Annotated in this window: 23 protein-coding genes and 1 pseudogene; 16 read left to right on the plus strand and 8 right to left on the minus strand. The window is 64.5% G+C overall.

Annotated features, from left to right (window positions below):
* Window positions 1-298: 298 nt before the first annotated feature.
* The 3 genes from AC3WLT_RS08750 to AC3WLT_RS08760 are packed head-to-tail and all read left to right on the plus strand — an operon-like array spanning window position 299 to window position 4,003.
* Window positions 299-2,548 (plus strand): TonB-dependent receptor, encoded by a 2,250-nt coding sequence (locus AC3WLT_RS08750; RefSeq protein WP_492591487.1) that lies wholly within the window; start codon window positions 299-301, stop codon window positions 2,546-2,548.
* Between the two features lie 10 nt (window positions 2,549-2,558).
* Window positions 2,559-3,323 carry a tetratricopeptide repeat protein gene (locus AC3WLT_RS08755; protein ID WP_492591488.1) on the plus strand — a complete coding sequence of 255 codons (765 nt, stop codon included), beginning with the start codon at window positions 2,559-2,561 and terminating at the stop codon, window positions 3,321-3,323.
* The gene (locus AC3WLT_RS08760; protein ID WP_492591489.1) at window positions 3,320-4,003 is read left to right on the plus strand and encodes a Fe2+-dependent dioxygenase; all 684 of its coding nucleotides are present in this window, start codon (window positions 3,320-3,322) and stop codon (window positions 4,001-4,003) included. The genes AC3WLT_RS08755 and AC3WLT_RS08760 overlap by 4 nt, the downstream gene beginning before the upstream one ends.
* 23 nt (window positions 4,004-4,026) lie before the next feature.
* Here AC3WLT_RS08760 and AC3WLT_RS08765 read toward each other — a convergent pair whose 3' ends face one another.
* Window positions 4,027-4,257, minus strand: coding sequence for a hypothetical protein (locus AC3WLT_RS08765; RefSeq protein ID WP_492591490.1), 231 nt, complete (start codon window positions 4,255-4,257; stop codon window positions 4,027-4,029).
* A gap of 120 nt (window positions 4,258-4,377) precedes the next feature.
* On the opposite strand from AC3WLT_RS08765, the gene AC3WLT_RS08770 reads away from it, so the two are divergent.
* Genes AC3WLT_RS08770 through AC3WLT_RS08780 form a run of 3 tightly spaced genes read left to right on the plus strand, consistent with a single transcriptional unit; the run spans window position 4,378 to window position 8,346 of the window.
* The gene (locus AC3WLT_RS08770; protein ID WP_492591491.1) at window positions 4,378-5,112 is read left to right on the plus strand and encodes a (2Fe-2S)-binding protein; all 735 of its coding nucleotides are present in this window, start codon (window positions 4,378-4,380) and stop codon (window positions 5,110-5,112) included.
* A gap of 13 nt (window positions 5,113-5,125) precedes the next feature.
* Window positions 5,126-6,127 carry an FAD binding domain-containing protein gene (locus tag AC3WLT_RS08775; RefSeq protein ID WP_492591492.1) on the plus strand — a complete coding sequence of 334 codons (1,002 nt, stop codon included), beginning with the start codon at window positions 5,126-5,128 and terminating at the stop codon, window positions 6,125-6,127.
* Entirely contained in the window at window positions 6,124-8,346 is a 2,223-nt protein-coding gene (locus tag AC3WLT_RS08780) for a xanthine dehydrogenase family protein molybdopterin-binding subunit (RefSeq protein WP_492591493.1), read from the plus strand. The genes AC3WLT_RS08775 and AC3WLT_RS08780 overlap by 4 nt, the downstream gene beginning before the upstream one ends.
* Window positions 8,347-8,405: 59 nt before the next feature.
* Here AC3WLT_RS08780 and AC3WLT_RS08785 read toward each other — a convergent pair whose 3' ends face one another.
* A complete protein-coding gene (locus AC3WLT_RS08785; RefSeq protein ID WP_492591494.1) occupies window positions 8,406-8,975 on the minus strand; it encodes a cysteine hydrolase family protein in 570 nt (189 codons plus the stop codon).
* A 150-nt stretch (window positions 8,976-9,125) separates the two neighbouring features.
* Here AC3WLT_RS08785 and AC3WLT_RS08790 point away from each other — a divergent pair, with 150 nt between their 5' ends.
* From AC3WLT_RS08790 to AC3WLT_RS08805, 4 genes are all read left to right on the plus strand, one after another.
* Window positions 9,126-9,713, plus strand: coding sequence for a nucleotidyltransferase family protein (locus AC3WLT_RS08790; protein WP_492591495.1), 588 nt, complete (start codon window positions 9,126-9,128; stop codon window positions 9,711-9,713).
* Between the two features lie 132 nt (window positions 9,714-9,845).
* Entirely contained in the window at window positions 9,846-11,396 is a 1,551-nt protein-coding gene (locus tag AC3WLT_RS08795) for a UdgX family uracil-DNA binding protein (protein ID WP_492591496.1), read from the plus strand.
* A gap of 466 nt (window positions 11,397-11,862) precedes the next feature.
* Window positions 11,863-12,567 (plus strand): PIG-L deacetylase family protein, encoded by a 705-nt coding sequence (locus tag AC3WLT_RS08800; RefSeq protein WP_492591497.1) that lies wholly within the window; start codon window positions 11,863-11,865, stop codon window positions 12,565-12,567.
* A 115-nt stretch (window positions 12,568-12,682) separates the two neighbouring features.
* Window positions 12,683-12,823: a hypothetical protein gene (locus tag AC3WLT_RS08805; RefSeq protein WP_492591522.1), complete on the plus strand. Its 141-nt coding sequence runs from the start codon at window positions 12,683-12,685 to the stop codon at window positions 12,821-12,823.
* A 56-nt stretch (window positions 12,824-12,879) separates the two neighbouring features.
* Here AC3WLT_RS08805 and AC3WLT_RS08810 read toward each other — a convergent pair.
* A pseudogene (locus AC3WLT_RS08810) lies at window positions 12,880-13,049 on the minus strand (2-aminoethylphosphonate aminotransferase); the annotation flags it as partial.
* A 200-nt stretch (window positions 13,050-13,249) separates the two neighbouring features.
* Between AC3WLT_RS08810 and AC3WLT_RS08815 the strand changes: the two are divergent.
* The 3 genes from AC3WLT_RS08815 to AC3WLT_RS08825 all read left to right on the plus strand — a co-directional run bounded on the left by AC3WLT_RS08815 (window position 13,250) and on the right by AC3WLT_RS08825 (window position 17,375).
* Window positions 13,250-14,791, plus strand: coding sequence for a methyl-accepting chemotaxis protein (locus tag AC3WLT_RS08815; RefSeq protein WP_492591498.1), 1,542 nt, complete (start codon window positions 13,250-13,252; stop codon window positions 14,789-14,791).
* Between the two features lie 272 nt (window positions 14,792-15,063).
* Complete coding sequence (locus AC3WLT_RS08820; RefSeq protein ID WP_492591499.1) at window positions 15,064-15,537, plus strand: trimeric intracellular cation channel family protein; 474 nt, start codon at window positions 15,064-15,066, stop codon at window positions 15,535-15,537.
* A gap of 23 nt (window positions 15,538-15,560) precedes the next feature.
* A complete protein-coding gene (locus AC3WLT_RS08825) occupies window positions 15,561-17,375 on the plus strand; it encodes a peptidoglycan D,D-transpeptidase FtsI family protein (protein ID WP_492591500.1) in 1,815 nt (604 codons plus the stop codon).
* 135 nt (window positions 17,376-17,510) lie between these two features.
* Here the strand turns inward: AC3WLT_RS08825 and AC3WLT_RS08830 are convergent, their stop codons facing one another.
* Window positions 17,511-18,629: a GGDEF domain-containing protein gene (locus AC3WLT_RS08830; protein WP_492591501.1), complete on the minus strand. Its 1,119-nt coding sequence runs from the start codon at window positions 18,627-18,629 to the stop codon at window positions 17,511-17,513.
* A 268-nt stretch (window positions 18,630-18,897) separates the two neighbouring features.
* On the opposite strand from AC3WLT_RS08830, the gene AC3WLT_RS08835 reads away from it, so the two are divergent.
* Window positions 18,898-19,155, plus strand: a complete 258-nt coding sequence (locus AC3WLT_RS08835; protein WP_115105644.1) for a DUF2866 domain-containing protein — start codon at window positions 18,898-18,900, stop codon at window positions 19,153-19,155.
* 9 nt (window positions 19,156-19,164) lie between these two features.
* On the opposite strand, the gene AC3WLT_RS08840 is transcribed toward AC3WLT_RS08835, so the two are convergent.
* Entirely contained in the window at window positions 19,165-19,803 is a 639-nt protein-coding gene (locus AC3WLT_RS08840; protein ID WP_492591502.1) for a glutathione binding-like protein, read from the minus strand.
* 67 nt (window positions 19,804-19,870) lie between these two features.
* On the opposite strand from AC3WLT_RS08840, the gene AC3WLT_RS08845 reads away from it, so the two are divergent.
* Window positions 19,871-20,548 carry a TetR/AcrR family transcriptional regulator gene (locus AC3WLT_RS08845; protein ID WP_492591503.1) on the plus strand — a complete coding sequence of 226 codons (678 nt, stop codon included), beginning with the start codon at window positions 19,871-19,873 and terminating at the stop codon, window positions 20,546-20,548.
* 68 nt (window positions 20,549-20,616) lie between these two features.
* On the opposite strand, the gene AC3WLT_RS08850 is transcribed toward AC3WLT_RS08845, so the two are convergent.
* Complete coding sequence (locus tag AC3WLT_RS08850; protein WP_492591504.1) at window positions 20,617-21,255, minus strand: 2-hydroxychromene-2-carboxylate isomerase; 639 nt, start codon at window positions 21,253-21,255, stop codon at window positions 20,617-20,619.
* A gap of 84 nt (window positions 21,256-21,339) precedes the next feature.
* Window positions 21,340-21,972, minus strand: a complete 633-nt coding sequence (locus tag AC3WLT_RS08855; RefSeq protein ID WP_492591505.1) for a LysE family translocator — start codon at window positions 21,970-21,972, stop codon at window positions 21,340-21,342.
* 138 nt (window positions 21,973-22,110) lie between these two features.
* On the opposite strand from AC3WLT_RS08855, the gene AC3WLT_RS08860 reads away from it, so the two are divergent.
* Window positions 22,111-22,239, plus strand: a complete 129-nt coding sequence (locus AC3WLT_RS08860) for a hypothetical protein (protein WP_492591506.1) — start codon at window positions 22,111-22,113, stop codon at window positions 22,237-22,239.
* A gap of 111 nt (window positions 22,240-22,350) precedes the next feature.
* Here AC3WLT_RS08860 and AC3WLT_RS08865 read toward each other — a convergent pair whose 3' ends face one another.
* Window positions 22,351-22,731, minus strand: a complete 381-nt coding sequence (locus AC3WLT_RS08865) for a hypothetical protein (RefSeq protein WP_492591507.1) — start codon at window positions 22,729-22,731, stop codon at window positions 22,351-22,353.
* Window positions 22,732-22,760: the final 29 nt, after the last annotated feature.

Here is a 22,760-nt window from a genome sequence, read left to right on the forward strand (position 1 = left end):
ACTCACGCCCAAAACGTCGTAAAGGGTCCCGCTAGCCGGGATCGAAAGCCACTCGCCGCAATCCGACTCAGTCGTCAAAGTCGCTCTTTATCCTGATAAGTTCGGCGATTTATCGGAAATTTCACCCCAAAGCCTCGTAAAACTCCCGTTCCGCCTTAAACCCGCTTATTGAGAACGCTTCTCAATTACACTTGGATTGCATAGAATGCACGCCGCAAACACTTTGTAATACACATGAAATATCCGGGTAAGGATTGCACTGTCCGCCCGGTCATCAAATTCACGACGAGGGATAAAGATGAAGTTGCGATCCGACGAACCCAGGTTCGGCAAAATCAGCACGACGCTGTGCAGCATGTTGGCTGCCGGCCCCGCCCTCGCCCAGGGCACCGCCGGCACGCCGCCACCCGACAAGGAGGGCCAGCTGGCGCCGATCGCCGTGCAAGGCCAGGCCGATGACGGCTTCAAGACCGACCATTCGGCGTCGGTCAAATTCACCGCGCCGCTGGTCGATACGCCGAAATCGGTGACCGTGATTCCGCAGGAGTTGATCCAGAGCACCGGCGCCTCGACGCTGACCGAAGCGCTGCGCACCGTGCCGGGCATTACCTTCGGCGCCGGCGAAGGCGGCAATCCGCTCGGCGACCGGCCGTTCATCCGCGGCTACGACGCGCAGGGCAGCACCTTTGTCGACGGCCTGCGCGACATCGGCGCGACCACCCGCGAGGTGTTCAACATCGAAAGCGTCGAGGTGACCAAGGGTTCCGACGGTGCATACGGCGGCCGCGGCGGCGCGGGCGGCAGCGTCAACCTGATCAGCAAGACGCCGCATCTGGGCAACTCCGCCGCCGGCAGCGCAGGCCTCGGCACCGACCGTTACCGCCGCTTCACCGCCGACGGCAACTGGCAAATGGCCGATCACGCGGCCTTCCGCCTGAACGTGATGAGCCACAACAACGACGTGGCCGGCCGCGACGCGCTCAACAACGAGCGCTGGGGCATCGCGCCGTCGTTCACGTACGGCCTCGGCACGCCGACTCGCGTGACGGCCAGCTACTACCACCTGTCGACCGACGACTTGCCCGACAGCGGCATTCCGTATTTCTACACGACCACCAACAAGCCGGCCAACGTCAGCACGATCTATCCGGCCAACGTGGACCGTCACAACTTCTACGGCCTGATCGACCGCGACTTCCGCAAGACGGCCTCGGACGTGGGCACGGTGCGCATCGAGCACGACATCAACAGCAACCTGACGATTCGCAATACCACGCGCTATACGAAATCGACACAGGACTACATCTGGACCCAGCCGGACGACAGCCAGGGCAACGTGGTCAACGGCATGGTGTGGCGCCGCGCGAATACGCGGGCGAGCGACGTCTACAGTCTGGCGAACCAGACCGAACTGTTTGGCGAGTTCAAGACCGGCTTCCTGAAGCACAGCTTCACCACCGGGCTGGAGCTGTCACGCGAAACCAGCGTGAACGATACGTACAACGTGGCCGCCGCGACCGGCGCGATCTGCAAGACCAAGGGCATCGGCCCGGCATCGGGCTACAACTGCACAAGCTTGTGGTCGCCGAATCCCAACGACCCGTGGGCCGGTTCGGTTAGCCAGGCGAACGATCCGGGCGAGCAGCGCACCGTCACCAAATCGCTGTACGCGTTCGACACGATCGAGTTCACCAGGCGCTGGCAAGCCAACGTCGGCCTGCGCGTCGACGATTACTCGACGGACTTCCGCAACACGGTGGCCAACGGCGGCAAGCGCGTCTCGCGCGACGACACGCTGTTCAACTACCAGTTCGGCCTCGTCTTCAAACCGGCTTCGAACGGCAGCATCTATGCGTCGATCGCGACCTCGTCGACGCCGGCCGGATCGCTCCTCGGTCAAGGCAGCGAAACCCAGTCGCTGACGCCGGGCCGTGGCGGCGTCGGCGCCAATGCCGATCAGCTCGCGCCGGAAAAGAACCGCAGCTATGAAATCGGCACCAAATGGAATGTGCTGAACAACCACCTGTCGCTGACGGGCGCCCTGTTCCAGATCGACACGACCAACGCGCGCGTCACGCTGCCGAACAACGAATACGCGATGGTCGGCAACAAGCGCGTGCAGGGTTTCGAATTCGGCGTGGCCGGCCAGCTGACCAGCAAGTGGCAAGTGTTCGGCGGCTACACATACATGAAGAGCGAGTTGCGCGACAACGGCAAGACCACCTCGGACAACGGCCACCAGTTCCCGAACACGCCGAAGAACAGCATCAGCCTGTGGACCCACTACGACGTGCTGCCGAAGTTCACGCTCGGCGCCGGCGCGTTCTACATGTCGCAGGTGTACGGCGACACGGCGAATCTGCGCGCGGTGCCGTCGTACTGGCGCTTCGACGGCATGGCGACGTACCGGATCAACAAGAAGGTCGATCTGCAACTGAACGTGCAGAACATCTTCAACCGCACGTATTACGACCAGGCGTATCCGGCGCATTACGCGTCGATCGCGCCGGGACGTTCCGCGTTCCTGACGCTCAACGCGCACTACTGAGCACGGCGAAATGGAACACGTAAGCGTGAAAGCGCTGGCGAGCGTATCGCATGACGAACTCGCCGCGATTCTTGCCGGTCCGCCCGCCCAAGCCGCCGCATGGGTGACGGCGGCTGCGCATCACGGCATCGTCGAAGCGCAGGCGGTATATGGCCAGTATCTGCTCGACGGTCACGGTGTCGAACGCGATGCCGCAGAGGCGCTGACATGGTTCAGGCACGCGGCTCGGCGGGATCATCCGATGGCGATGAACATGCTGGGCCGTTGCTACGAACACGGCTGGGGCACTGCCGCATGCGCGCCGGTGGCCGTGTACTGGTATCGGCTCGCGGCGCAGGCCGGGCTCGATTGGGGCATGTACAACTATGCGTCGGCGCTGGCGCTCGGCAACGGCATCGAGTGCGATCGCGCAGAGGCGCTGCAATGGTTTCGGCGCGCCGCCGATCTGGGTCACGTGAAGTCGATCAATTTCATTGGCAGCTTCTACGAGGACGGCTGGGAAGTCGATGCGAATGCAAACATCGCACTCGACTATTACCGGCGTGCGGCGCAAGGCGGCGATTTTCGCGGTCAATTCAACTATGCGCGCCTGCTCGCCGAGCGCGGCGAGATCGAGGCCGCGCTCGGATGGTTGCGGCGCGTGCCGCATACGGCAACCGCGGCCTTCGTCGCGAAGATGCAGGCGTGGCTCGCCGCGTCGCCGGTCAGCGCGTTTCGCGCGCTGGCTGACGATATCAGCTCGGCCATCACCACGGCGCAGGAGTCGCGCGCATGATGCTGCATCTGCAGGGCGTGCTCAGCAAACAGCAGGTCGCGCAATGCCGTGAAGTCCTCGACGCGGCGCAATGGATCGACGGCAATGCGACCTCCGGCGAACAGTCGGCGCAGGCCAAGCGCAACCAGCAGTTGCCCGAAGGATCGCCCGCCGCGCGCGCGGTGGGCGACGCGATCCAGGACGCGCTGGGCCGCAATCCGCGCTTCTTTTCCGCGGCGTTGCCGCTCAAGGTGTTTCCGCCGCTCTTTAACCGCTACGCAGGCGGCAACGGCTTCGGCACCCATGTCGACAACGCGATCCGTCAGTTGCGCGGCACCGACTTTCGGATTCGCAGCGATCTGTCGGCCACGCTGTTTCTCGCCGAGCCGGACACCTACGACGGCGGCGAGCTTTGCATCGAAGACACCTACGGCGTGCATCGCGCGAAACTGCCGGCCGGCGACATGGTGCTCTACCCCGCTTCGAGTCTGCATCACGTGAGTCCGGTGACGCGCGGCGTGCGGATCGCGTCGTTCTTCTGGATTCAGAGCATGGTGCGCGACGACGGCGAGCGCGCGCTGCTGTTCCAACTCGACAACGACGTGCAGCGCCTTGCCGCGGAGAAAGGTTCAAACGATGCAACGGTGGTCAGTCTCACCGGCATTTATCACAATCTGCTGCGCCGCTGGGCTGATGCGTGAAGTGAGCTGAAACGGCGGACTCCTCATCCCGCGCAAAACAGTCTTTCTTTTCGCAGCCAGAAAGAAGGCGCTTCAGCGTCTTTACTTTCCAGGTCGTTAAGCGCAATTTCCGTAGTCGGCGCGCGTCGTCGCGGAATGGGTTGCGCTCTCCACGATTCGAACTGACTCACTTCCAATTCACGATGAATTGACGCGCCGCGTTCAAATGCCGTTGCGTTTGCCGCGGCATCGAAATTGCTGAGCGTCATTGTCATTCGCTGGATCGCACCGCTTCGGATACCGACGCATCGGGTACCCGCACGTCGGATACCCGCACGTCGGTTACCCGCATGTCGCCAGCCTGCATGAACCTTTCATGGAGCAAGCAGAACGTCATGTCAACGAATAACGATCGTCAGGGCTCAGGCGACGGGACCGCCGCCACTCCACGCCGGCCATCGCGCCGCCGCTTTCTGCAATCGGCCGCTGCCGCGGCCACCGTCGGCGCCGCACCGCATCTGCGGGCGCAGACTCAAGTGCAGACGCAAGCGCCGCTTCAAACACCCTCCGCGCCGCCCGCCGAAGTTCATGTACCGGTGCCGCCGCGTCCGGTCACGTTGACCGTCAATGGCCGCGCTTATACGCTGCAACTCGAGCCGCGTGTGACCTTGCTCGATGCGCTGCGTGAATACGCAGGCTTGATGGGCACCAAGAAAGGCTGCGACCGCGGGCAATGCGGCGCGTGCACGGTGCTGATCGATGGCCGCCGTATCAACTCGTGTCTGACGCTCGCCGTGATGCATGAAGACGAGTCGATCACCACGGTCGAAGGACTCGCCGCCAACGGCACGCTGAGTCCGATACAGCGCGCGTTCATCGAACTCGACGCGTTCCAGTGCGGCTACTGTACGCCCGGGCAGTTGTGTTCCGCGACCGCCCTGTTGAGCGAGTTTCGCAATGGCGCGGCCAGCACCGTGACCGCCGATGTCCGCAGCCGCCCGCCACAACTTTCCGACGCCGAGATCCGCGAGCGCATGAGCGGCAATATTTGCCGCTGCGGCGCATACGCGAACATCGTCGCTGCCGTGCGCGCGGTACATGAAGGCAGCGGCAACAACGGCAACGCCTGACGGAGCGACCGGCATGGATGCGATTTCTTACGAACGCGCCGGCGACATTGCCGGCGCACTGCGCGCCGCGCAGCAACCCGGCGCCGTGTTCATCGGCGGCGGCACCAATCTGCTCGATCTGATGAAGGGCGGCATAGCGCGGCCAATGCGGCTGATCGATATCACGCACATCGGCGGACTCGATACGGTCACGACGCTACCCGACGGCGGCGTGCGCATCGGCGCCCTGGTGCGCAATAGCGATGCGGCCAATCACGCGCTCGTGCGCGAGCCATACCCGTTGTTGTCGCAAGCATTGTTGTCAGGCGCGTCGGCGCAGTTGCGCAATATGGCGACCGTTGGCGGCAATCTGTTGCAGCGTACCCGTTGCGGTTACTTTTACGATACCGCCTTCACGCAATGCAACAAGCGCCTGCCCGGCAGCGGCTGCGCGGCGCTCGACGGCCACAACCGCACACACGCGATTCTCGGCGCGAGTCCGCAGTGCATCGCCGTCAATCCGTCGGACATGAGTGTGGCGCTGGCGGCGCTCGATGCCATCGTGCGCGTGAACGGCCCCGGCGGCGAGCGGGCGATTCCGTTCGCGGAGTTTCATCGCCTGGCCGGCGATCGGCCCGACGTCGATACCACCTTGCAGCCCGGCGAACTGATTACCGCCGTCGATCTGCCGCCGCCGCTATTCAGCGCGCATTCTCACTATCTGAAGGTGCGTGACCGCGCCAGTTACGCATTCGCGTTGGTGTCGGTCGCCGCCGCCTTGCAACTCGACGGCGAGCGCGTGAAGACGGCACGCATCGCGCTAGGCGGCGTCGCGCACAAACCGTGGCGCGCGAGCGTTGCAGAGCAGATGCTCGAGGGCCGGCCGCTCACGCACGCGACGCTGCAAAGCGCCGCCGCGGCTGCGTTAAGCGATGCGCGGCCGCAGCACGACAACCGCTTCAAGGTGCAGCTCGCGCAACGCGCGATCGTGCGCGCCGTCAACCTGGCCACGGGCCGCGCGGGAGATGTCGCATGAATCTGATCGGTCAACCGTTCGACCGCACCGACGGTCTGCTAAAGGTCACTGGTGAAGCCCGTTATGCCGCCGAATTTCCCGAAGCGCGGCTCGCGCACGCGGTGCTCGTCACCAGCACGATTGCGCGCGGCACCATTGCGTCGATCGATGCGAGCCGTGCGCAGGCGCTGCCCGGCGTGCTGCTGGTGATGACATATCAGAACGCGCTGCGCCTGCCGAATGGCGGCCAGCCCGCTGTGGCGTCGCCGGCCGGCCGCCGTTTGTCGCTGTTGCAGGACAACCAGATCCACTACAGCAACGAACCGGTCGCGGTGGTGGTCGCCGATACGCTGGAACATGCCACCGACGCAGCGCGACAACTGCGCATCACCTATCAAAGCACGGCCGCAACGCTGGATTTCGCGCAGGCCAAGCCGAACGGACATGCGCCGGACAGACCGCAAGGCCGGCAAACCGACACGCAGCGCGGCAGCTTCGAGGACGGCTTGCGCAGCGGCGCGGTGCACGTCGACGCCACTTACACGACGCCAATGGAGCACCACAATCCGCTGGAGCCGCACGCGACGATGGCGCACTGGGACGGTCCGCAACTGACGCTCTACGACTCGACGCAAGGTGTCAGCAGCGCGGCGCAGGCCGTCGCCAGAACGCTCGGCATCTCACCCGGCGACGTGCGCGTGATTTCGCCGTTCGTAGGCGGCGGTTTTGGTTGCAAGGGCTCGTCGTGGTCGCATGTGTCGTTGTGCGCGATGGCGGCGAAACAGACCGGACGTCCGGTGCGGCTCGTATTGGAGCGGCCGCAGATGTTCGGCCCGGTCGGCGGACGTCCGCTCACCGAGCAGCATCTCGTACTCGCGGCGCGCCGCGACGGCACGTTGACCGCGATCCGCCACGACAGCATCTCGAACACGTCGATGATCGAAGACTGGACCGAGACCTGCTGCATGGTCACGCGCATGCTGTACGCAGTGCCGAATCAGGCGACCACGCATCGGATCGTGCCGCTCAATGTCGGCACGCCGACCTTCATGCGCGCGCCCGGCGAAGTGACCGGCTCGTTCGCGCTCGAATCGGCGATGGACGAACTCGCGGCCGCGTTGAAGATGGATCCGCTCGCGCTGCGTATGAAGAATTACGCCGACGCCGATCCGCAGGAAAACAAGCCGTGGTCGAACAAGGCCTTGCGCGAGTGCTATCAGATCGGCGCCGAAAAATTCGGCTGGGCGCGGCGCACGAGCGCGCCGCGTTCGATGCGCAGCGGCAACACCTTGATCGGCATGGGCATGGCGAGCGCGACCTATCCGGCCAATCGCAGCGAAGCCGCGGCCATCGCGCGGATTCTGCCGGATGGCACCGCGCTGGTCGCCTCCGGCACGCAGGATATCGGCACCGGCACGTACACCGTGATGACCCAGGTCGCCGCCGATGCGCTCGGCTTCGCGCCGGAAAACATCCACTTCGCGCTCGGCGATTCGTCGCTACCGAGGGCGCCGGTGTCGGGCGGCTCGCAATCGGCGGCGAGCGTCGCGCCGGCCGTGCGCGATGCCGCGACGCAAGCGCGCAATCAGCTGATCGCGCTGGCGCTCGCCGATACTGCGTCGCCCGTGCACGGTATCGTGCCCGACGACATCAGCGTCGAAAACGGCTGGGTCATGAGCCGCTCGCAACCGGCACGGCGCGATCCGGCGGCGGCGATCATCGCGCGCGCGGGAGGCAAGCCGATCGAAGCCAGCGCGAGCGTCAAGCCAGGCGACGAGAAGCAGAAGTACTCGTTCCACTCGTTCGGCGCGGTGTTCGTCGAGGTCCACGTCGATGCGGAACTCGGCACGATCCGCGTGCCGCGCGTGGTCGGCGTGTATGACGTGGGGCGCGTGCTGAATCAGAAAACCGCGCGCAGTCAGTTGATGGGCGGCATCGTATGGGGCGTGGGCGCGGCGTTGCAGGAAGAAACCTCGCTCGATGTGCGCTTTGGGCGCTTCACCAACGCGAATCTCGCTGAATATCACGTGCCGGTGAATGCGGATATCGGCTCGCTCGATATCACCTTCCTCGATCAGCCCGATCCGCATATCAACTCGCTCGGCGTACGCGGCATCGGCGAGATCGGCATCACCGGCGTGCCGGCGGCGATTGCGAACGCGGTGTATCACGCGACCGGCGTGCGCGTACGCGATCTGCCGATAACGCTCGATAAGGTGATGGGCGCGGTGCGGGTTTGAGACGGGCGCGCTGAGTGGGCGCGCTGAGTGGGCCGCTGAGTGGGCCGCTGAGTGGGCCGTTAAGCGCCGGCAGCGCGGCTCACGATCTCGACCGTCGTGACGATCTCCGCGTAATCCGCCGCGAGATTGGCAAGTGAAAGCGCATGCACGTCTTCGGCTGCCCACATGCGGCCGTTCAGGTCGTGCATGTCGAACGTGAAGGCCGCGTCGCTTGCCACTAGCGTCTTGAAGCCCAGGTTGCCAGCCGTGCGCGCGGTCGATTCAACCGAGTTGTTCGTGATGACACCCGCAATCACCACTTCGGCGATCTGCCGCACCCGCAGCCAACGTTCGAGGGCGGTCGCGATGAACGCATCCGGCACGTTCTTTTCGACAACATGCTCGTGGCCGCCCGGCGCGAACGCCGCCTGAAACCCGACTCCGCTCTGCCCCGGCCAGAACACCGATTCCGGCTCGCGGGAAATGTGGCGCACGTGGACTATCGGCCGCGCGGTCTCGCGCCAATGTGCGAGCAAGGCCGCGAGATTACGCTCGGCGTCCGGGTTGTTGCGGCGGCCGAGCTTCGGATGCTGAATGCCTTTTTGCAGATCGATCAGGATCAGCGCGGCGTTGTCGTCGAGGCGCTTCATGGCGAGGAAGGTCCGCTTTGATGTGAGGTAAGCGGCTCATTGTACGAGCACGGGCGCGCATCGCGGCACACGTTAGCCCATGCATTCGCGCTTGCCTGCAACTGCGTTGCATCGCACAATCGACCCCATCCTTTCTACCGGTGCCCGCCCATGGCCTACGCCTCGCTCGCCACAGGCGTGCTGCTCGCCGCAGGCTCAGGGTCGCGCTTCGACCCGGACGGCCTGCACAACAAACTGCTTGCGCGAATGCCCGACGGCACGCCGGTCGCCCACGAAGCCGCGCATCGGCTGCTGAAGGTCGTCACGCGGGTGCTGGCCGTGGTGCGGCCGGGCTCGGACGCACTCGCGCGCTTGCTGAACGACGCCGGCTGCGACGTGATGTTTGCCGCCGAAGCGGAGCGCGGCATGGGCGCGAGCCTCGCCGCCGGCATCGAGGCCAGCGAGGACGCCGAAGGCTGGATCGTCGCGCTCGCCGACATGCCGCGCATCGCCGTCACGACGATCGAAGCCGTGGCTCGCGCGCTCGATGGCGGCGCTTCGCTGGTCGCACCGTTTTATCAGGGACAGCGCGGCCATCCGGTTGGCTTCGGCGTCGAACATCGCGAAGCGTTGATGACGCTCGACGGCGACACCGGTGCGCGCTCGCTGCTGATGTCGCAGCATGTGACACGGCTGGATGTCGACGACCCGGGGATTCTGCGCGACGTGGATACACCGGAGGACTTGCGTCATGTCTAGCGCGGTCGACGCGGGCTCCCGGACGGCACGCTTGCTCCAGGCGTACGTTTAGGCGCACACTGTATATCCATACAGTATTTTGGCCGTATGGATCGGCGCATAACGCGGTGCGCACATCCACGGCGCATCAGCATGAAACGCATTCCGATCGAACCGTCTTTTGCCGCGTGGCGGCGCGCCGCGCGAACGCTGTTGCGGCAAGGTGTCGAGCCTGGGCAGATCGAGTGGATCGAATCTGACGGCGCGGCGGCGCCCGAACAGAACACTTCGGGCACCGCCACCACTGCCGCGGCCGTCCCCGCGATTCCTCGCGAACTGCTCGCCTGGCTGAAAACGGCTGGCTGCTTTCGGGCGCCGGACCGCTGGGCGCTGCTGTATCGCGTCCTGTGGCGTTGGACGCACGGCGAGCGCAACGTCCTCGATCTCAACGACGCCGACGGCGCGCTGCTCGATCAGCGCATCCGGGCCATCGAGCACGAAACGGACGATCTGCTCACGCTTACGCTGTTCAGACGGCGCGATCCGTCGATGGGTCCGCCTGAGTTCGTCGGCTGGTACGAACCGCATCATGATTTGCTGGAGCGCGCCGCCGCGCGGTTCGCCCCCCGCATGGGCGCTTCCACGTGGACGCTGGTCACCCCGCACGGCGCGGCATTCTGGAATGGAATACTGCTGCGCATCGGGCGGCCGCTCCCAGACGAGGCCGAATACGCCGCCCCGGCGTCTGCTCCGGCGTCTGCTCCGGCGTCTGCTCCGGCGTCTGCTCCGGCGTCTGCTCCGGCGTCTGCTCCGGCGTCTGCTCAGGCGTCTGCTCAGGCGTCTGCTCCGGTGTCAGATCAGGCCCCCACTCAGGCGTCGGCCGCGAGCGCCATGACCGGCGAAGCCATCACCAGCGAGCCCACTGAAGCGCTCTGGCTCGCGTATTACGCAAGCGCTTTCAATGCGGCGCCATCCCCGGTGCCGCTGCGCTACTGGCGAACGCCGCCGGCTGGTCCGCCGTTACCCGCGCATCTCGCACGGGCGCGCAGCCGTCTTGGCGCACAAAGCGCCCCTATTACGGTACCGGACGCGCCGCCGGTCGAGTATTCGGCGCTGACGCCGCCGTTGCTCGAGCCTCGCGGGCCGCTCGCCGCCTGCAGGCGGTGCGCTTTATGGCGCAATGCGACGCACGCGGTTGCGGGCGCCGGGGCGGCGGATGCGGCGATCATGGTGGTCGGTGAACAGCCCGGCGAGCACGAAGACCGGCAAGGCGAACCCTTCACCGGACCGGCCGGCCAGCTGCTGGACACCATGCTCGCGCGCGCGGGCGTCGAACGCGCGACGCTGTATCTGACCTATGCCGTCAAGCATTACAAGTGGGAATTGATCGACCAGCAGCGCGTCCACCGTACGCCTGCGCGGCGCGAGGTCGAAGCTTGCCAGTATTGGCTCGAAAGAGAACTTACGCGGATCGCGCCGCGCGTCGTCGTCACGCTTGGCGCGACCGCGCTGAAGGCGCTGACCGGCGCGCACGTCAATCTGTCCGAATACCTCGGTCAGACGATCTTTCACGGCGGGCGCCTGGTCGTGCCGACCTATCACCCGGCGTATGCGCTGCGAACCGCCGACGCCCGCTTGCGCGCCGACATCGAGGCGACGATCGTGACGGCTTTCAGCCGCGCGGCGAAACTGGCGGACGGCTGAGAGCACCGCGCCCGAAGCCGCCCGAAGCCACATGAACCGCGCGAACGAACCTGCGCGCCACGCGCCCGCCAACCCGGAATGGCGAGCCCCGCGTAAAAGAGCCGCGTAAAAGCTTCTTTAGCCCGCGCTAACGACCAACCGGCCAGCCAAACAACGAACAGGCGGAACGAACAGCCAGAACGAACAGCCAGCGAACTCAGCGAACCCGACAGCGTTGCGTCCCAGGCAACAATTTGCCGAACGCCGTACGCCGCTCGAAGGTGAGGAAGTTCGGGAGACCTCAAAACCGCAACGGTGAGCGTCTGCGGAGGCAAGTGCCGGATCGCTGCGGCCGGGCATGCCGCTTGCGCGCCAAGACTGTCACGCAAGCCGTTCCGATTCCGCCTAAGCTGATGTGACACCGCGATTTCGAGCGCAACGCCCAAGCGTCGAATGCGGCCTGCGCGCCCACCCCACCACACTATCCATGAGCGAAACCAGCCCGCGCCTTTTCATCGTCTCGCCCCATTTCGACGACGCCGTGTTCAGTTGCGGCGCACTACTCGCCGCGCATCCCGATGCCGCGGTCTGCACGGTATTCGCCGCCCCGCCCGAGCAGGCAATGCATACCGAATGGGATGAAAAGTCGGGGTTCAAAGACGCCCATCAGGCAGTCCACGCACGCACGCTCGAAGACAACCGCGCGCTCGAGGTGCTCGACGCAATTCCGCTGCGCATGCCGTTTCGCGACGGCCAGTACCTCGACTCGCCGTCGATCGCCACGCTGGCGGCGGCGCTCGAAGAAATCATTTACCGCTCGACCGCCAACACGCTGCTGATGCCGCTCGGCCTGAATCACGCCGACCACGAGCGGGTGTACGAAGCCTGCTGCGAAATCCTGCCGCGCCTGTCGCATCTCAAGTGGTTCGGCTACGAGGAGGCGATCCGCCGGCGCACGCCCGGCGTCGTGCAAGCGCGGCTCGCCGATCTGGCGCGGCGCGGCATCGTCGCGACGCCGGCGCATCCGGGCGCGCATCACACGATCGATCCGGAGCGCCAGGCGCTGCTCAAACGCGAAGCCGTCAACGCGTACGAAAGCCAGCTGCGCGCCTTCGGCGCGGGCAACTACGAGGACGTTTTCGCCGCCGAACGTTACTGGCAACTCAGCGTCTGCCGCCGGCCGAAAAAGTAGCCGCCCGGCGCGTGTCGAATCGCCTACGCTTGAAAAGAACGGCAGGCACGTACTCAACCGCCGCCCGCAGTATTGGCCCACTTCTCTACTTCAAGGTGATGCAATGAGCTACGACATGCATACCAGTCCGATTCCCGATCCGCACGCCGACCCGACCCGCGACCCGGAAGGCGATCCGCTGGTGCCGCCGTCGCCCGGTCATCACACCGAGGAACCGCAGCGGCCGGAGGGACCGCCGGACAAGGATCCGGTGTGAGAGCCGCGCGTTCATGAGCATTGTCTTGAACACCGTCATGAACGCCGGTCCGACGATCAGCGCGTGAGTTCGGTAAAGCCTTGAGAAGGCGGTCGATATCGGCCGCGTGAATGTTGCCCATTGTCGAGATACGGAACAGTTCGGCCGACAGGCCGCCCTGACCGGCATAAATGACGAAACCGCGCGCCTTCAATGCGTCGTGCAACTGCGGATACGACACGCCGTCCCGAGATCCAGGTAATACGTGCGGCTCGCCGCTTGCGCGAGCGCCGCGCGCCGCGCAGGCAAAAAATCAGACAAATACACAAGGGTTTCCCCGCCCTCTACCCATCGCGCATCAAAGCCGTAAACACAGTCATCGACAGGCCCGTTGCTGCAAGCGAATCACAAAGTCTCAGACCGACCACCTGGAACAAATCCCCGCCTATGACTCTGAACAAAAAACTGGCCTCAATGATCGCCGTCCTCTGGACCGGCCTGATCCTGATCGGCGGCTTCGGCGCGTGGCAAAACCGCGCCGCGATGATCTCCGACCGCCGCGATCAACTTACTTCACTGATCGACCAGGCGAACCACATCGTCAACCGCTACTACACCCTCGCGCAGCAACACACGATCACCGAAGACGAAGCCAAAAAGCAGGCGCTGGAAACACTAGCCGCCATGCGCTATGGCAAAGACGGCTACATCTCCGTCAACGACTCGCAGCCCGTCATGCTGATGCATCCGATCAAGAAGGAAATCGTCGGCAAAAACCTGGCGCAGTTCGTTGACCCGGCAGGCAACCACCTGTTCGTCGACATCGTCAACGCAGGCAATCGCGACGGCGGCGGTTTCGTCGACTATCTGTGGGCCAAGCCAGGCAGCGACCAGCCCGTCGCGAAGACCAGCTACTCGCTCCACTTCACGCCGTGGGACTGGTATATGGTCACCGGCATGTACATGGACGACGTGCAGCGCGCGTTCTACGCCAGCCTGCTGCGCTGGCTCGTCATCACCGTGACGCTCGGCGCAATCGCCACGGCCGTCATGCTGCTGGTTCTGCGCAGCGTCCGCCGCTCGCTCGGCGGCGATCTGGAAGCGGCCGTCGACGCAGCCCAACACATGGCGCGCGGCAACCTCGCCATGCGCGTGCCGGTTCGCCCCGAAGACACCGACAGCCTGCTGCACGCGCTCCGCACCATGCAGGCCGGGCTCGTCGATACGGTTTCGCGCGTTCGTCAGGGCACCGAGAACATCAATGTCGGCGCGACCGAAATCGCCGCCGGCAACACGGATCTCTCGCAACGCACCGAAGAACAGGCGGCGGCGCTCGTCGAAACCGCGTCGAGCATGGACCAGATGACGGTCAACGTAAAACAGAACGCGGACAGCGCGCAGCACGCGGCGCAACTCGCCGGCCAGGCCGCGGATGTCGCCACGCGCGGCAGCCGCGTGGTCGACGACGTGGTCCGCACGATGGGCGAAATCACCAGCAGCTCGCGGCAGATCGGCGACATCATCGGCGTGATCGACGGCATCGCGTTCCAGACCAATATCCTCGCGCTCAACGCAGCCGTCGAAGCGGCCCGCGCGGGCGAACAGGGACGCGGCTTCGCTGTCGTCGCGGCGGAAGTGCGCAGCCTCGCGCAACGCTCGGCCACGGCCGCCAAGGAAATCAAGGCGCTGATCGAGACCTCCACCGGCACCGTCGAAGCAGGCGCCGCGCTGGTCGCCAACGCCGGTTCGACGATGGGCGAAATCGTGCAATCGGTGCGCCGCGTCAATGAAATCCTCGAGGAAATCAGCAACGCATCGCGCGAACAAAGCGCGGGCATCGAGCAGGTGAATCGCGCAGTCGGCGAAATGGATCAGGTCACGCAGCAGAATGCGGCGCTCGTCGAGCAAGCCGCCGCCGCGGCACATTCGCTGAAAGATCAGGTGGGCGTGCTGCGCGAGGCGATTTCGAGCTTCGCTCTGCCGGCCTGAGGCTGCGTCTCCACTCCACAGTGCGGCGCAAAAAAGAAGGCGCTCGACAGACAGGGAGCGCCTCTTAACACGCCGCGTCGGAGTTGACGCATTAATCGAACGAACCAGCCGCGCGGATTTTTCAAACCGCGCGGCTTTTTTGTTTTTCCCGGCCACTCCCGTCTGCACACTATCCGCCCCCCGCCCAAACAGCCGCTTTTCAGACGCGCGCCTCGCCACCGGACTCCGCTGGGGAGCGTCCCGCGAGCGCCGTCCCGGCAAGGCTCGCCGTCATGTTGCTCCACCTCCTCCACCTGCTCGCGATCGTCGCCGAAGCCATGTCCGGCGCGCTGATAGGCATGCGCCGCGGCATGGGTCGCTTCGGCCTGTGCGTCGTCGGTACCGTCACCGCGCTCGGCGGCGGCACGGTGCGCGATGTGCTGCTCGGTCACGATCCGCTTGCATGGGTCTCGCATCCAGATTACGTTCTGATTACAATCGGGGCGGCAGCGCTTGCCGCGGCGGGCGCGAAGTGGCTGCGCGACCTGCTGTGCGACCAGATACCGCACGTGTCGCGCAAGGCGCTGTACGCCAGCATCGCGCTCGGCGCCGGTGCGCTGTACGTGGCCTTGCAAGCCTGCGACGTGGCGCCGGGGCCGGCCTCGCTCGCGGTGCTGGCGGGCGGCTTCGCAGTGCGCATGCTGGCCGTGCGGTTTCGTTGGCAACTCAAGGTATTTACCGCCGCCGATTCGGGCGGTGCAGGCTAATCCCGCTGTTCCTATCCGCACCCATGATCCAGAAGAAGAAATCGCAGTCGCATGATCCGTACGCGCCGGTCGCGAAGAACCCTTTGCTGACCGCGCGCCTGCCGATGTGGCGCTCGAAATTCGTCGTCCTGCTGGTGTTCGGCGCCTTCGCGTCGCTGGCCGGCCGCGCGTTCTGGGTGCAGGTGGTGAATCAGGACTTCTACGTCGATCAGGGGCAAAAGCGCTATCAGCGCACCATCGAACTGGATGCGACGCGCGGGCGGATCGTCGATCGCAATGGCTCGATGCTCGCCGTGAGCCTCGCGACCTACCAGATCTGGGCCACGCCGAAGCTGCTCGACGAGGCCGCCTTCCCACCGCTTTCGAAGCTGCTCGATCTGCCGCTGGCGGAATTGCACCGGCGGCTCACCGCCGACAAGGCCTTCGTGCTGCTCAAACGCCAGGTGGATGCGGATACCGCGGATCACTTCGGCAAACTGGGCCTCGCCGGCATCACGCAAATTGCGGATTCGAAGCGCTTTTATCCGGAGGGCGAATCGGCGGCCCACGTGGTCGGCTTCACGGATATCGAGGACAACGGCCAGGAGGGCGTGGAACTCGCCGCCAACGAACAGCTGCTCGGCGTACCCGGCCAGCGCGAAGTGATCCGCGACCGGCTCGGCCGGGTGGTGTCCGAAACACGGCCGCTGGTGCCGCCGCAGAACGGCCAGACAATCCATTTGACGATCGACCGGCGGATTCAGCAGCTCGCCTATGCGCAGCTCAAGGAAGCGATTGCCAGGCATCACGCCGAAGCCGGCAGCGTGGTCGTGCTCGATGCGCGCAACGGCGAGATTCTGGCGCTCGCCAACTATCCGAGCTTCGATCCGAACGACCGCGCCCGCCTGACCGGGCGGCAACTGCGCAATCGCGCGGTGGTCGACACCTTCGAGCCAGGCTCGACGATCAAGCCGGTGGTGGTCGCGCTGTCGATCGATCAGGGCAAGGTGCGGCCGCAAAGCGTCATCGATACCGCGCCGGGCTGGTACAAAATCGGCCCGGCCGTGATTCACGACACGTCGAATCACGGCGCGATGACCGTTGCCGAAGCGGTGCAGAAGTCGAGCAACATCGCGCTCGCCAAGCTCGCGCTGAATCTGCCCGCCGAAACGATCTGGACCAAGTATCAGGAATACGGACTCGGGCTCAGACCCGAGCTGACCTTTCCGGGCGTCGCGTCGGGCAAGGTGCGCCCGTACAAGCGCTGGCGTCCGATCGAACAGGCGACCATGGCGTATGGCTATGGCCTGTCGACGTCGCTGCTGCAGATTGCCCAGGTCTACACGGCGTACGCCGGCGACGGCACGATGCATCACGTGAGTTTGTTGCGGGATCCGGCGAGCGGCGCAAGCGGTACAAGCGGTACAAGCGGTGCACGCGGTACAAGCGGTACAAGCGGCGCAAGCGGTGCAAGCGCCGGCAGCGCCGCAGCCGATGCGCCGTTGGCCACGCGCCAAGGCCAGGCAGTCACGACGCCCGCCACCGCGCGCGCAATCCGCTCGATGCTGGAAATGGCCACCGGCCCCGGCGGCACCGGACGCGCCGCGGCGGTGGAAGGCTACCGGATCGGCGGCAAAACCGGCACGGCACGCAAACAGGTCGGCGCGAGCTACGCGAAAAACCGCTACCGCGCATTGTTTGTCGGCATGGCGCCGATGAGCGACCCACGGCTGATCGTCGCGGTGATGATCGACGATCCGGCCGGCAAGGCGTTCTATGGCGGGACGGTGGCCGGTCCGGTGTTCGGCGCGGTGACGGGCGGCGCGTTGCAGTTGCTGGGCGTGCCGCCGGATGCGTGACAGACGGGCAGCGCAGCCCGATCACGCTGCAGAACTTCTGGCTGATCGAAAAGCTCACGCATTTCGACCGCGAAGTCATTCCCGAACGCCGCGGGGCGTGCCCGTTCAGCGACACGTCCCGCGCCCGCCCGACAACTATCGACGTTGCGCGTGATCGCCGGCCGCTTGCACCATCGCTTCGATGCAATTGCGGCCATTGCGTTTGGCCTGGTACATCGCGCGATCGGCTTCATCCATCATCGCCCGGCCAAGCGTGGCTGTATCCGCCGGCGCGCCGGCAATCGTGCGCGCCGCCACGCCGATCGACACGGTCAACTCGATCCGTTCGCCGTGATCGTCCCGCAGATCCAGCTTTTCGACCGCCAGCCGCACACGCTCGGCGACCGTCAGCGCATCGCCCCGATCGCCTTGCAACAGCGCCGCGAACTCCTCGCCGCCGTAGCGCGCCACGGTATCGCCAAGACGCACCTGTTGCCGCACACAGGCCGCCACTGCCGCCAACGCGCGGTCGCCAGTCTGATGGCCGTAGGTGTCGTTGATGCGCTTGAAGGAGTCGATATCGATGAACAGGCAGGCGACCGGCGTCGCATAACGCGCGGCGCGCATGATCTCCTCGCGCAGCCGCTCGTCGAAGTAACGGCGATTGGCGAGGCCGGTCAGCGCGTCGGTCATGCCGAGTTGCTTGAGCCTCTCGCGATGCGCGACATTGTCGAGACTTGCTGTGACGATGCTCGCAAAGCGTTCCAGAATGTCCGTGGCCATGCCTTCGCCGAAACGCGCGGGGTCATCGCTGCCGAGGCATAGATAGCCGCTGACGTTGTCGCCGGCGGCAAGCGGCAGCACGATCGCACTCGCCGGCAAGTCGTCTTCACCGAAAAATGCGCTGCAGGCGAGCTCGTCCAGTTCGCGCGGCTGCCCCAGCCACGGCCGGCCCTCGTCGCACAGACGCTGCGCGGCGAGTCCTCCTTCGCGTGACGTCTTCAGATCGGTCTGGCCGAGGGCCTGCAACGCGCCCGGCTCGAGCAGTTCGAGCAGCATCGGCGCGCGGTCGTCGAGCCATAGCCTGACGCTCGCCAGCGAGAATTCTTGCGGCAGATGGATGAACAGCGTGTCGAGAAAGGACCTGAAATCCTGCGAGCCGATCAACCGCAACTCGACGTTCTGAAAGCGCCGCAGCGTGCGCTCGTTGTGCTGCACGGTATCGACGAGCGTGCGCAGGCGATCGGAAAGCGGCGTTTGGGCGAGGTTTGTCACGTTATCAACGATGCAGCCCGGAGGCGAGGCGGGGCCGATGCCCCCAACCACCGTAATAACGGCCGATTCCGCCAGCTCTTGAGGGCAGGATCGCAGCGCGTGTAAGTGGAAGCGCTTTTACGCGCGATCTTAAGTTTGGCTTAATTCTTCCCTGTAACTATGGCGCTCAACATCCCCTGTTGAGCCGCCAAAACATCGGCGGCGCTTTTTTTCCGGGGTGTCGCCGACGCGCCGAAAGATTGCATGCCTGCGAAGAAGGAGTCAAACCATGGTTGAAGACACGGTATTCGAGCATCTGCGCGCCATGCCCGGCAACGAATGGGTACGCCAGATCCACTCGTGCAAGGTCTCGGACCCATTGCAACCCCCTTGGGGGCGCTCGTACAGGCTCGTCGAATGGACCATGAAACACACCCCCGAATCGAGCCGCCGCGTGGTGCCCGCGGAAAGCACGCCACTTGAAATCGCTCAGGCGGTCGTGTCGCACATTCCGGGGCGCCGGTTCTGCCAGCAAAGCGACGAGTAGCACCCGTACTCAGCTTTTCGCACGTTTGGCCACTTCCTCGCGATACAGCGCGAACTCTTCCGCCGCCGCCCTCGCAACGCTCGGGCGTTGCATCAACCGCTTGTAGTAATCAGCAACCGCCGGCCATTGCGACAAGTCGATGCCGCCATACGACGCCCAGTTCAGCACCGTGACCAGATAAGCGTCGCCGACACTGAAAGCGTCGAGCAGGTACTCGTTTTGCGCCAGATGTTTTTGCAGGACGCTTAGCCGCAATCCGGCCTTCTCGCGCGCATAGCGCTTCACATCTTCCGGCGCGCGCGCATCGAGCAGCGGAACGAACACCGCCTTGTGCAATTCCGTACCAATAAAACCCAGCCATTGTTGCAGCCGCGCGCGCTGCGGCGTGCCCGCAACCGGCGCAAGCCGTGCGGCCGGATAACCGTCGGCCACGTACGGCAGGATCGCCGTGTTTTCGCTCAACAGCCAGCCTTCGTCCGTGCGCAGCACCGGCACCTGCCCGAGCGGGCTGATCGGATAAAAGTCGGAACCGTCGGACAGCTGCTTCGATTGCGTATCCACCTGAATGTATCCGGCTTGCGCACCCGCCTCGTACAAGGAAATGCGGGTGGCCATCGAGCACGCAAGCGGAGAGAAGTACAGATCCATGAGACAACTCCCTGTCGTTGATGTTTTTGTACTATATTGCATATAAATCATTTTTTCCATAATTTTTATGCCGACCAGTACAAAAAAAGAAGTGCGTCCACGTGGACGCCCGCGCGCCTACGATTCCGACCAGGCGCTCGCCGATGCGACAGACGTGTTCTGGCGCAGCGGCTACGCCGGCACCTCTCTGGATCAATTGAGCGCCGCGACCGGCATGAACCGGCCGAGTCTGTACGGCGCATTCGGCGACAAGCATGCGTTGTATCTGACGACGCTCGAGCGTTACATCGAGGCCGGCCGCCTCGCGATGGTTCAGGCGCTCGGTGAAGACCTGCCGTTGCCGCAAGCGCTGCTGCGTGTGTATGACGGGGCGCTCGCGTGGTACTTGCCGGCAGACGGCGCTCAGCTCGGCTGCTTCATGATCGGCACGGCCGCAGTCGAAGCGGTGGATGACGCCGAGGTGCGCGCTGCGCTCGCAGAAGGACTGCGGACCTACGACAAGACCTTCGAGAAGCGTTTCAGGCTCGCCCAGGCCAAAGGCGAACTGCAAGCGGATGCTGAACCCGCGCTGCTCGCGAAGATCGCCTCCGCGATTCTGCACAGCCTCGCGCTGCGCGCCCGCGCGGGCGATTCGCGCGCGTCGCTGCGGGCCACCGCGACCGCGGGTGTGGCGTTGATATGCGGCAGTGCGGGAGAGTTGGCAGGACCGGCGAGCAAAGCCGCAACGAAGAGACGTGTCCGGTAATGACGTGTCCGGTAATCGTCGCGTCTGACAATACAGACAACTGACGAAAAAACGGATGCGTTAAAAACTCAACCGGGCGTTGCGGTCGAATCACACAACGCCAATGCGTCGTCCAGACGATCGTTGCCCCAAAACATTTCATCGCCGACAAAAAACGTCGGCGCACCGAAGATGCTCTTGGCCGCGGCCACCGCCGTCTGTTCACGCAGGCGCAGCTTGTTGGCATCGCTTTGCGCGTCGGCGATGATCTGCTGCGCGGGCAAACCCAGTTCGCCGAGCGCCTCGCTCACCACGTCGATCGAGCCAACGTCGCGATCGAATGCGAAGTTCAGTTGCATAATGCGGCGGCAGTAAGCGGCGATCCAGCTCTGCTCCGCGCCCAGCAGCGCCACGCGCGTCGCGAGCAAGGCAGTACGCGGGAAGGTTGTTGGGCGCGCCCATGCGAGACCGTATTTGCGGCATTGCCGCTCCATGTCTTTCCACATGTAGGCGCCCTTCTCCTTCTGCAGCACGAACGGCGAGTTGTCGAAACCGAGGGCGCGAAAGATCGGTCCCAACAGGAAGGGCCGCCAGTGGATCGCCACGCCCCGTTGCATGGCCTGCGCTTCGATACGCATGACGCTCAAATAGCTGTAATTGCTGCCGAAGTCGAACCAGAACTCGATTTCGGACACTCCGGCGTTCACGGAAGACACAGCGTCATTCATTTTTTCCTCTCCCCGATTCATACGCAGCGAGATATCGCAGTCGATAGTTCGGCATGCTTTGCATTAAATACCGCAGTGCGCCGCCTATGCGCTGTGACGCCGGTACAGCGCGAGCGAACCTGCCAATGCCACCAGCATGCCGCCGCATACGCGCTCGAGCCACACGGCGCCGGAACGCTTGAGCACACGGATCGCCCGCGCGCCAAGCAATGCGTAGCCCGCCATGATCGTCAGATCGAGCATCGCGAAGGTCACGGCCAACGCGGCATACTGCGGCGCTTGCGGCGTCGTCGGCGTAATGAATTGCGGCAAAAACGCCGTGAAGAAAAGATATCCTTTGGGATTCGTCACGGCGGTAAGAAAGCTCTTCAGAAAAATAGCGCGGCGGCTGTCACCGCTTTGCTGATCCTTGCCTGCAGTTGCGTTGAAACTGCCCGTTGAAAGCAGAAGCCGGGCTCCGATGTAGGCGAGATACGCGGCGCCTATCCATTTGACGACCGAGAACCAGAATTCGGACGCCGCCAGCAGCGCGCCCAACCCTAGCGCGACAGCCACGATCAGCACGAAGTCCGACGCGACAGCGCCCGCAAAACCATACGCCGCTCGACGCATGCCGTAGCGCGAACCGTTAGTCAGCGCGAGCAGCACCGTGGGCCCCGGCGTCGCGATGCCCACAAAAGCGACTACCGCAAAGAGAAGCAACGTGGTTTCGCGCATGACGACTCTCCGTTCGATGAAAGCTTGGTGATGCTGTGAAGTGACGCGGTGTAGTTTGGCGGCCGCCGTTGCAACGCGCTGTTGCAACGCGCCTTTGCAATCCGCCTTTGCAATCATTAACAGTCGCAGGAAATTGTCATGCCTATGATCGCCTATCCATCCGCCACGTTTAGGGGTTACGACATGAACTATCCGTATGACATCCTGACTGCCGTGTGTCTTTTCATCATCGTCATCTCCACGACGATCATGCTCGCGCTCTCCTGAACCCCTGCCGCGCTCCGTCCTTTCCGGGGCATTGCAAGCGCTCGAACACGACCTGCGCGATTCCATAACAAGACGGGATATACTGTACATATATACAGGTTTTTCGTCTGACTAATGCGCCTTCCCCCCTTCGAACCCCCGACGCTCGCCGAACTGCGCGCCTGGTGGCGCACCCGCGACGAGCAGGCCGTCCAGCGGCTGATCCTCGAGATCCAGCGTCAACGGCTCACGCTGCTGGAGTTGCGCAACCTGATCGACGCCGGCGTCCAGCAGGCGCGCGCAACGGATCGCTCGTTGGTCGAACGCGGCGAACCGCTGATGACGCTGCGCATAAGGATCGCGCAGGAAGCGCTGCGCGTCGGCGAGATCGACGATACGCGGCAGATGAGCCGTGCCGGGCAGGAACGACTCGCTGTCCGCACCGAGGGCCAGATGGAGTACGCACGAGAAAGCCGCTTGAGACGGCAGCGCCGAAACATCTAGCCGCAGCATGAGCACGCTCGCTATGCGCGCAAACCAAC

This window comes from Paraburkholderia sp. FW306-2-2C-D06C (assembly GCF_058781505.1).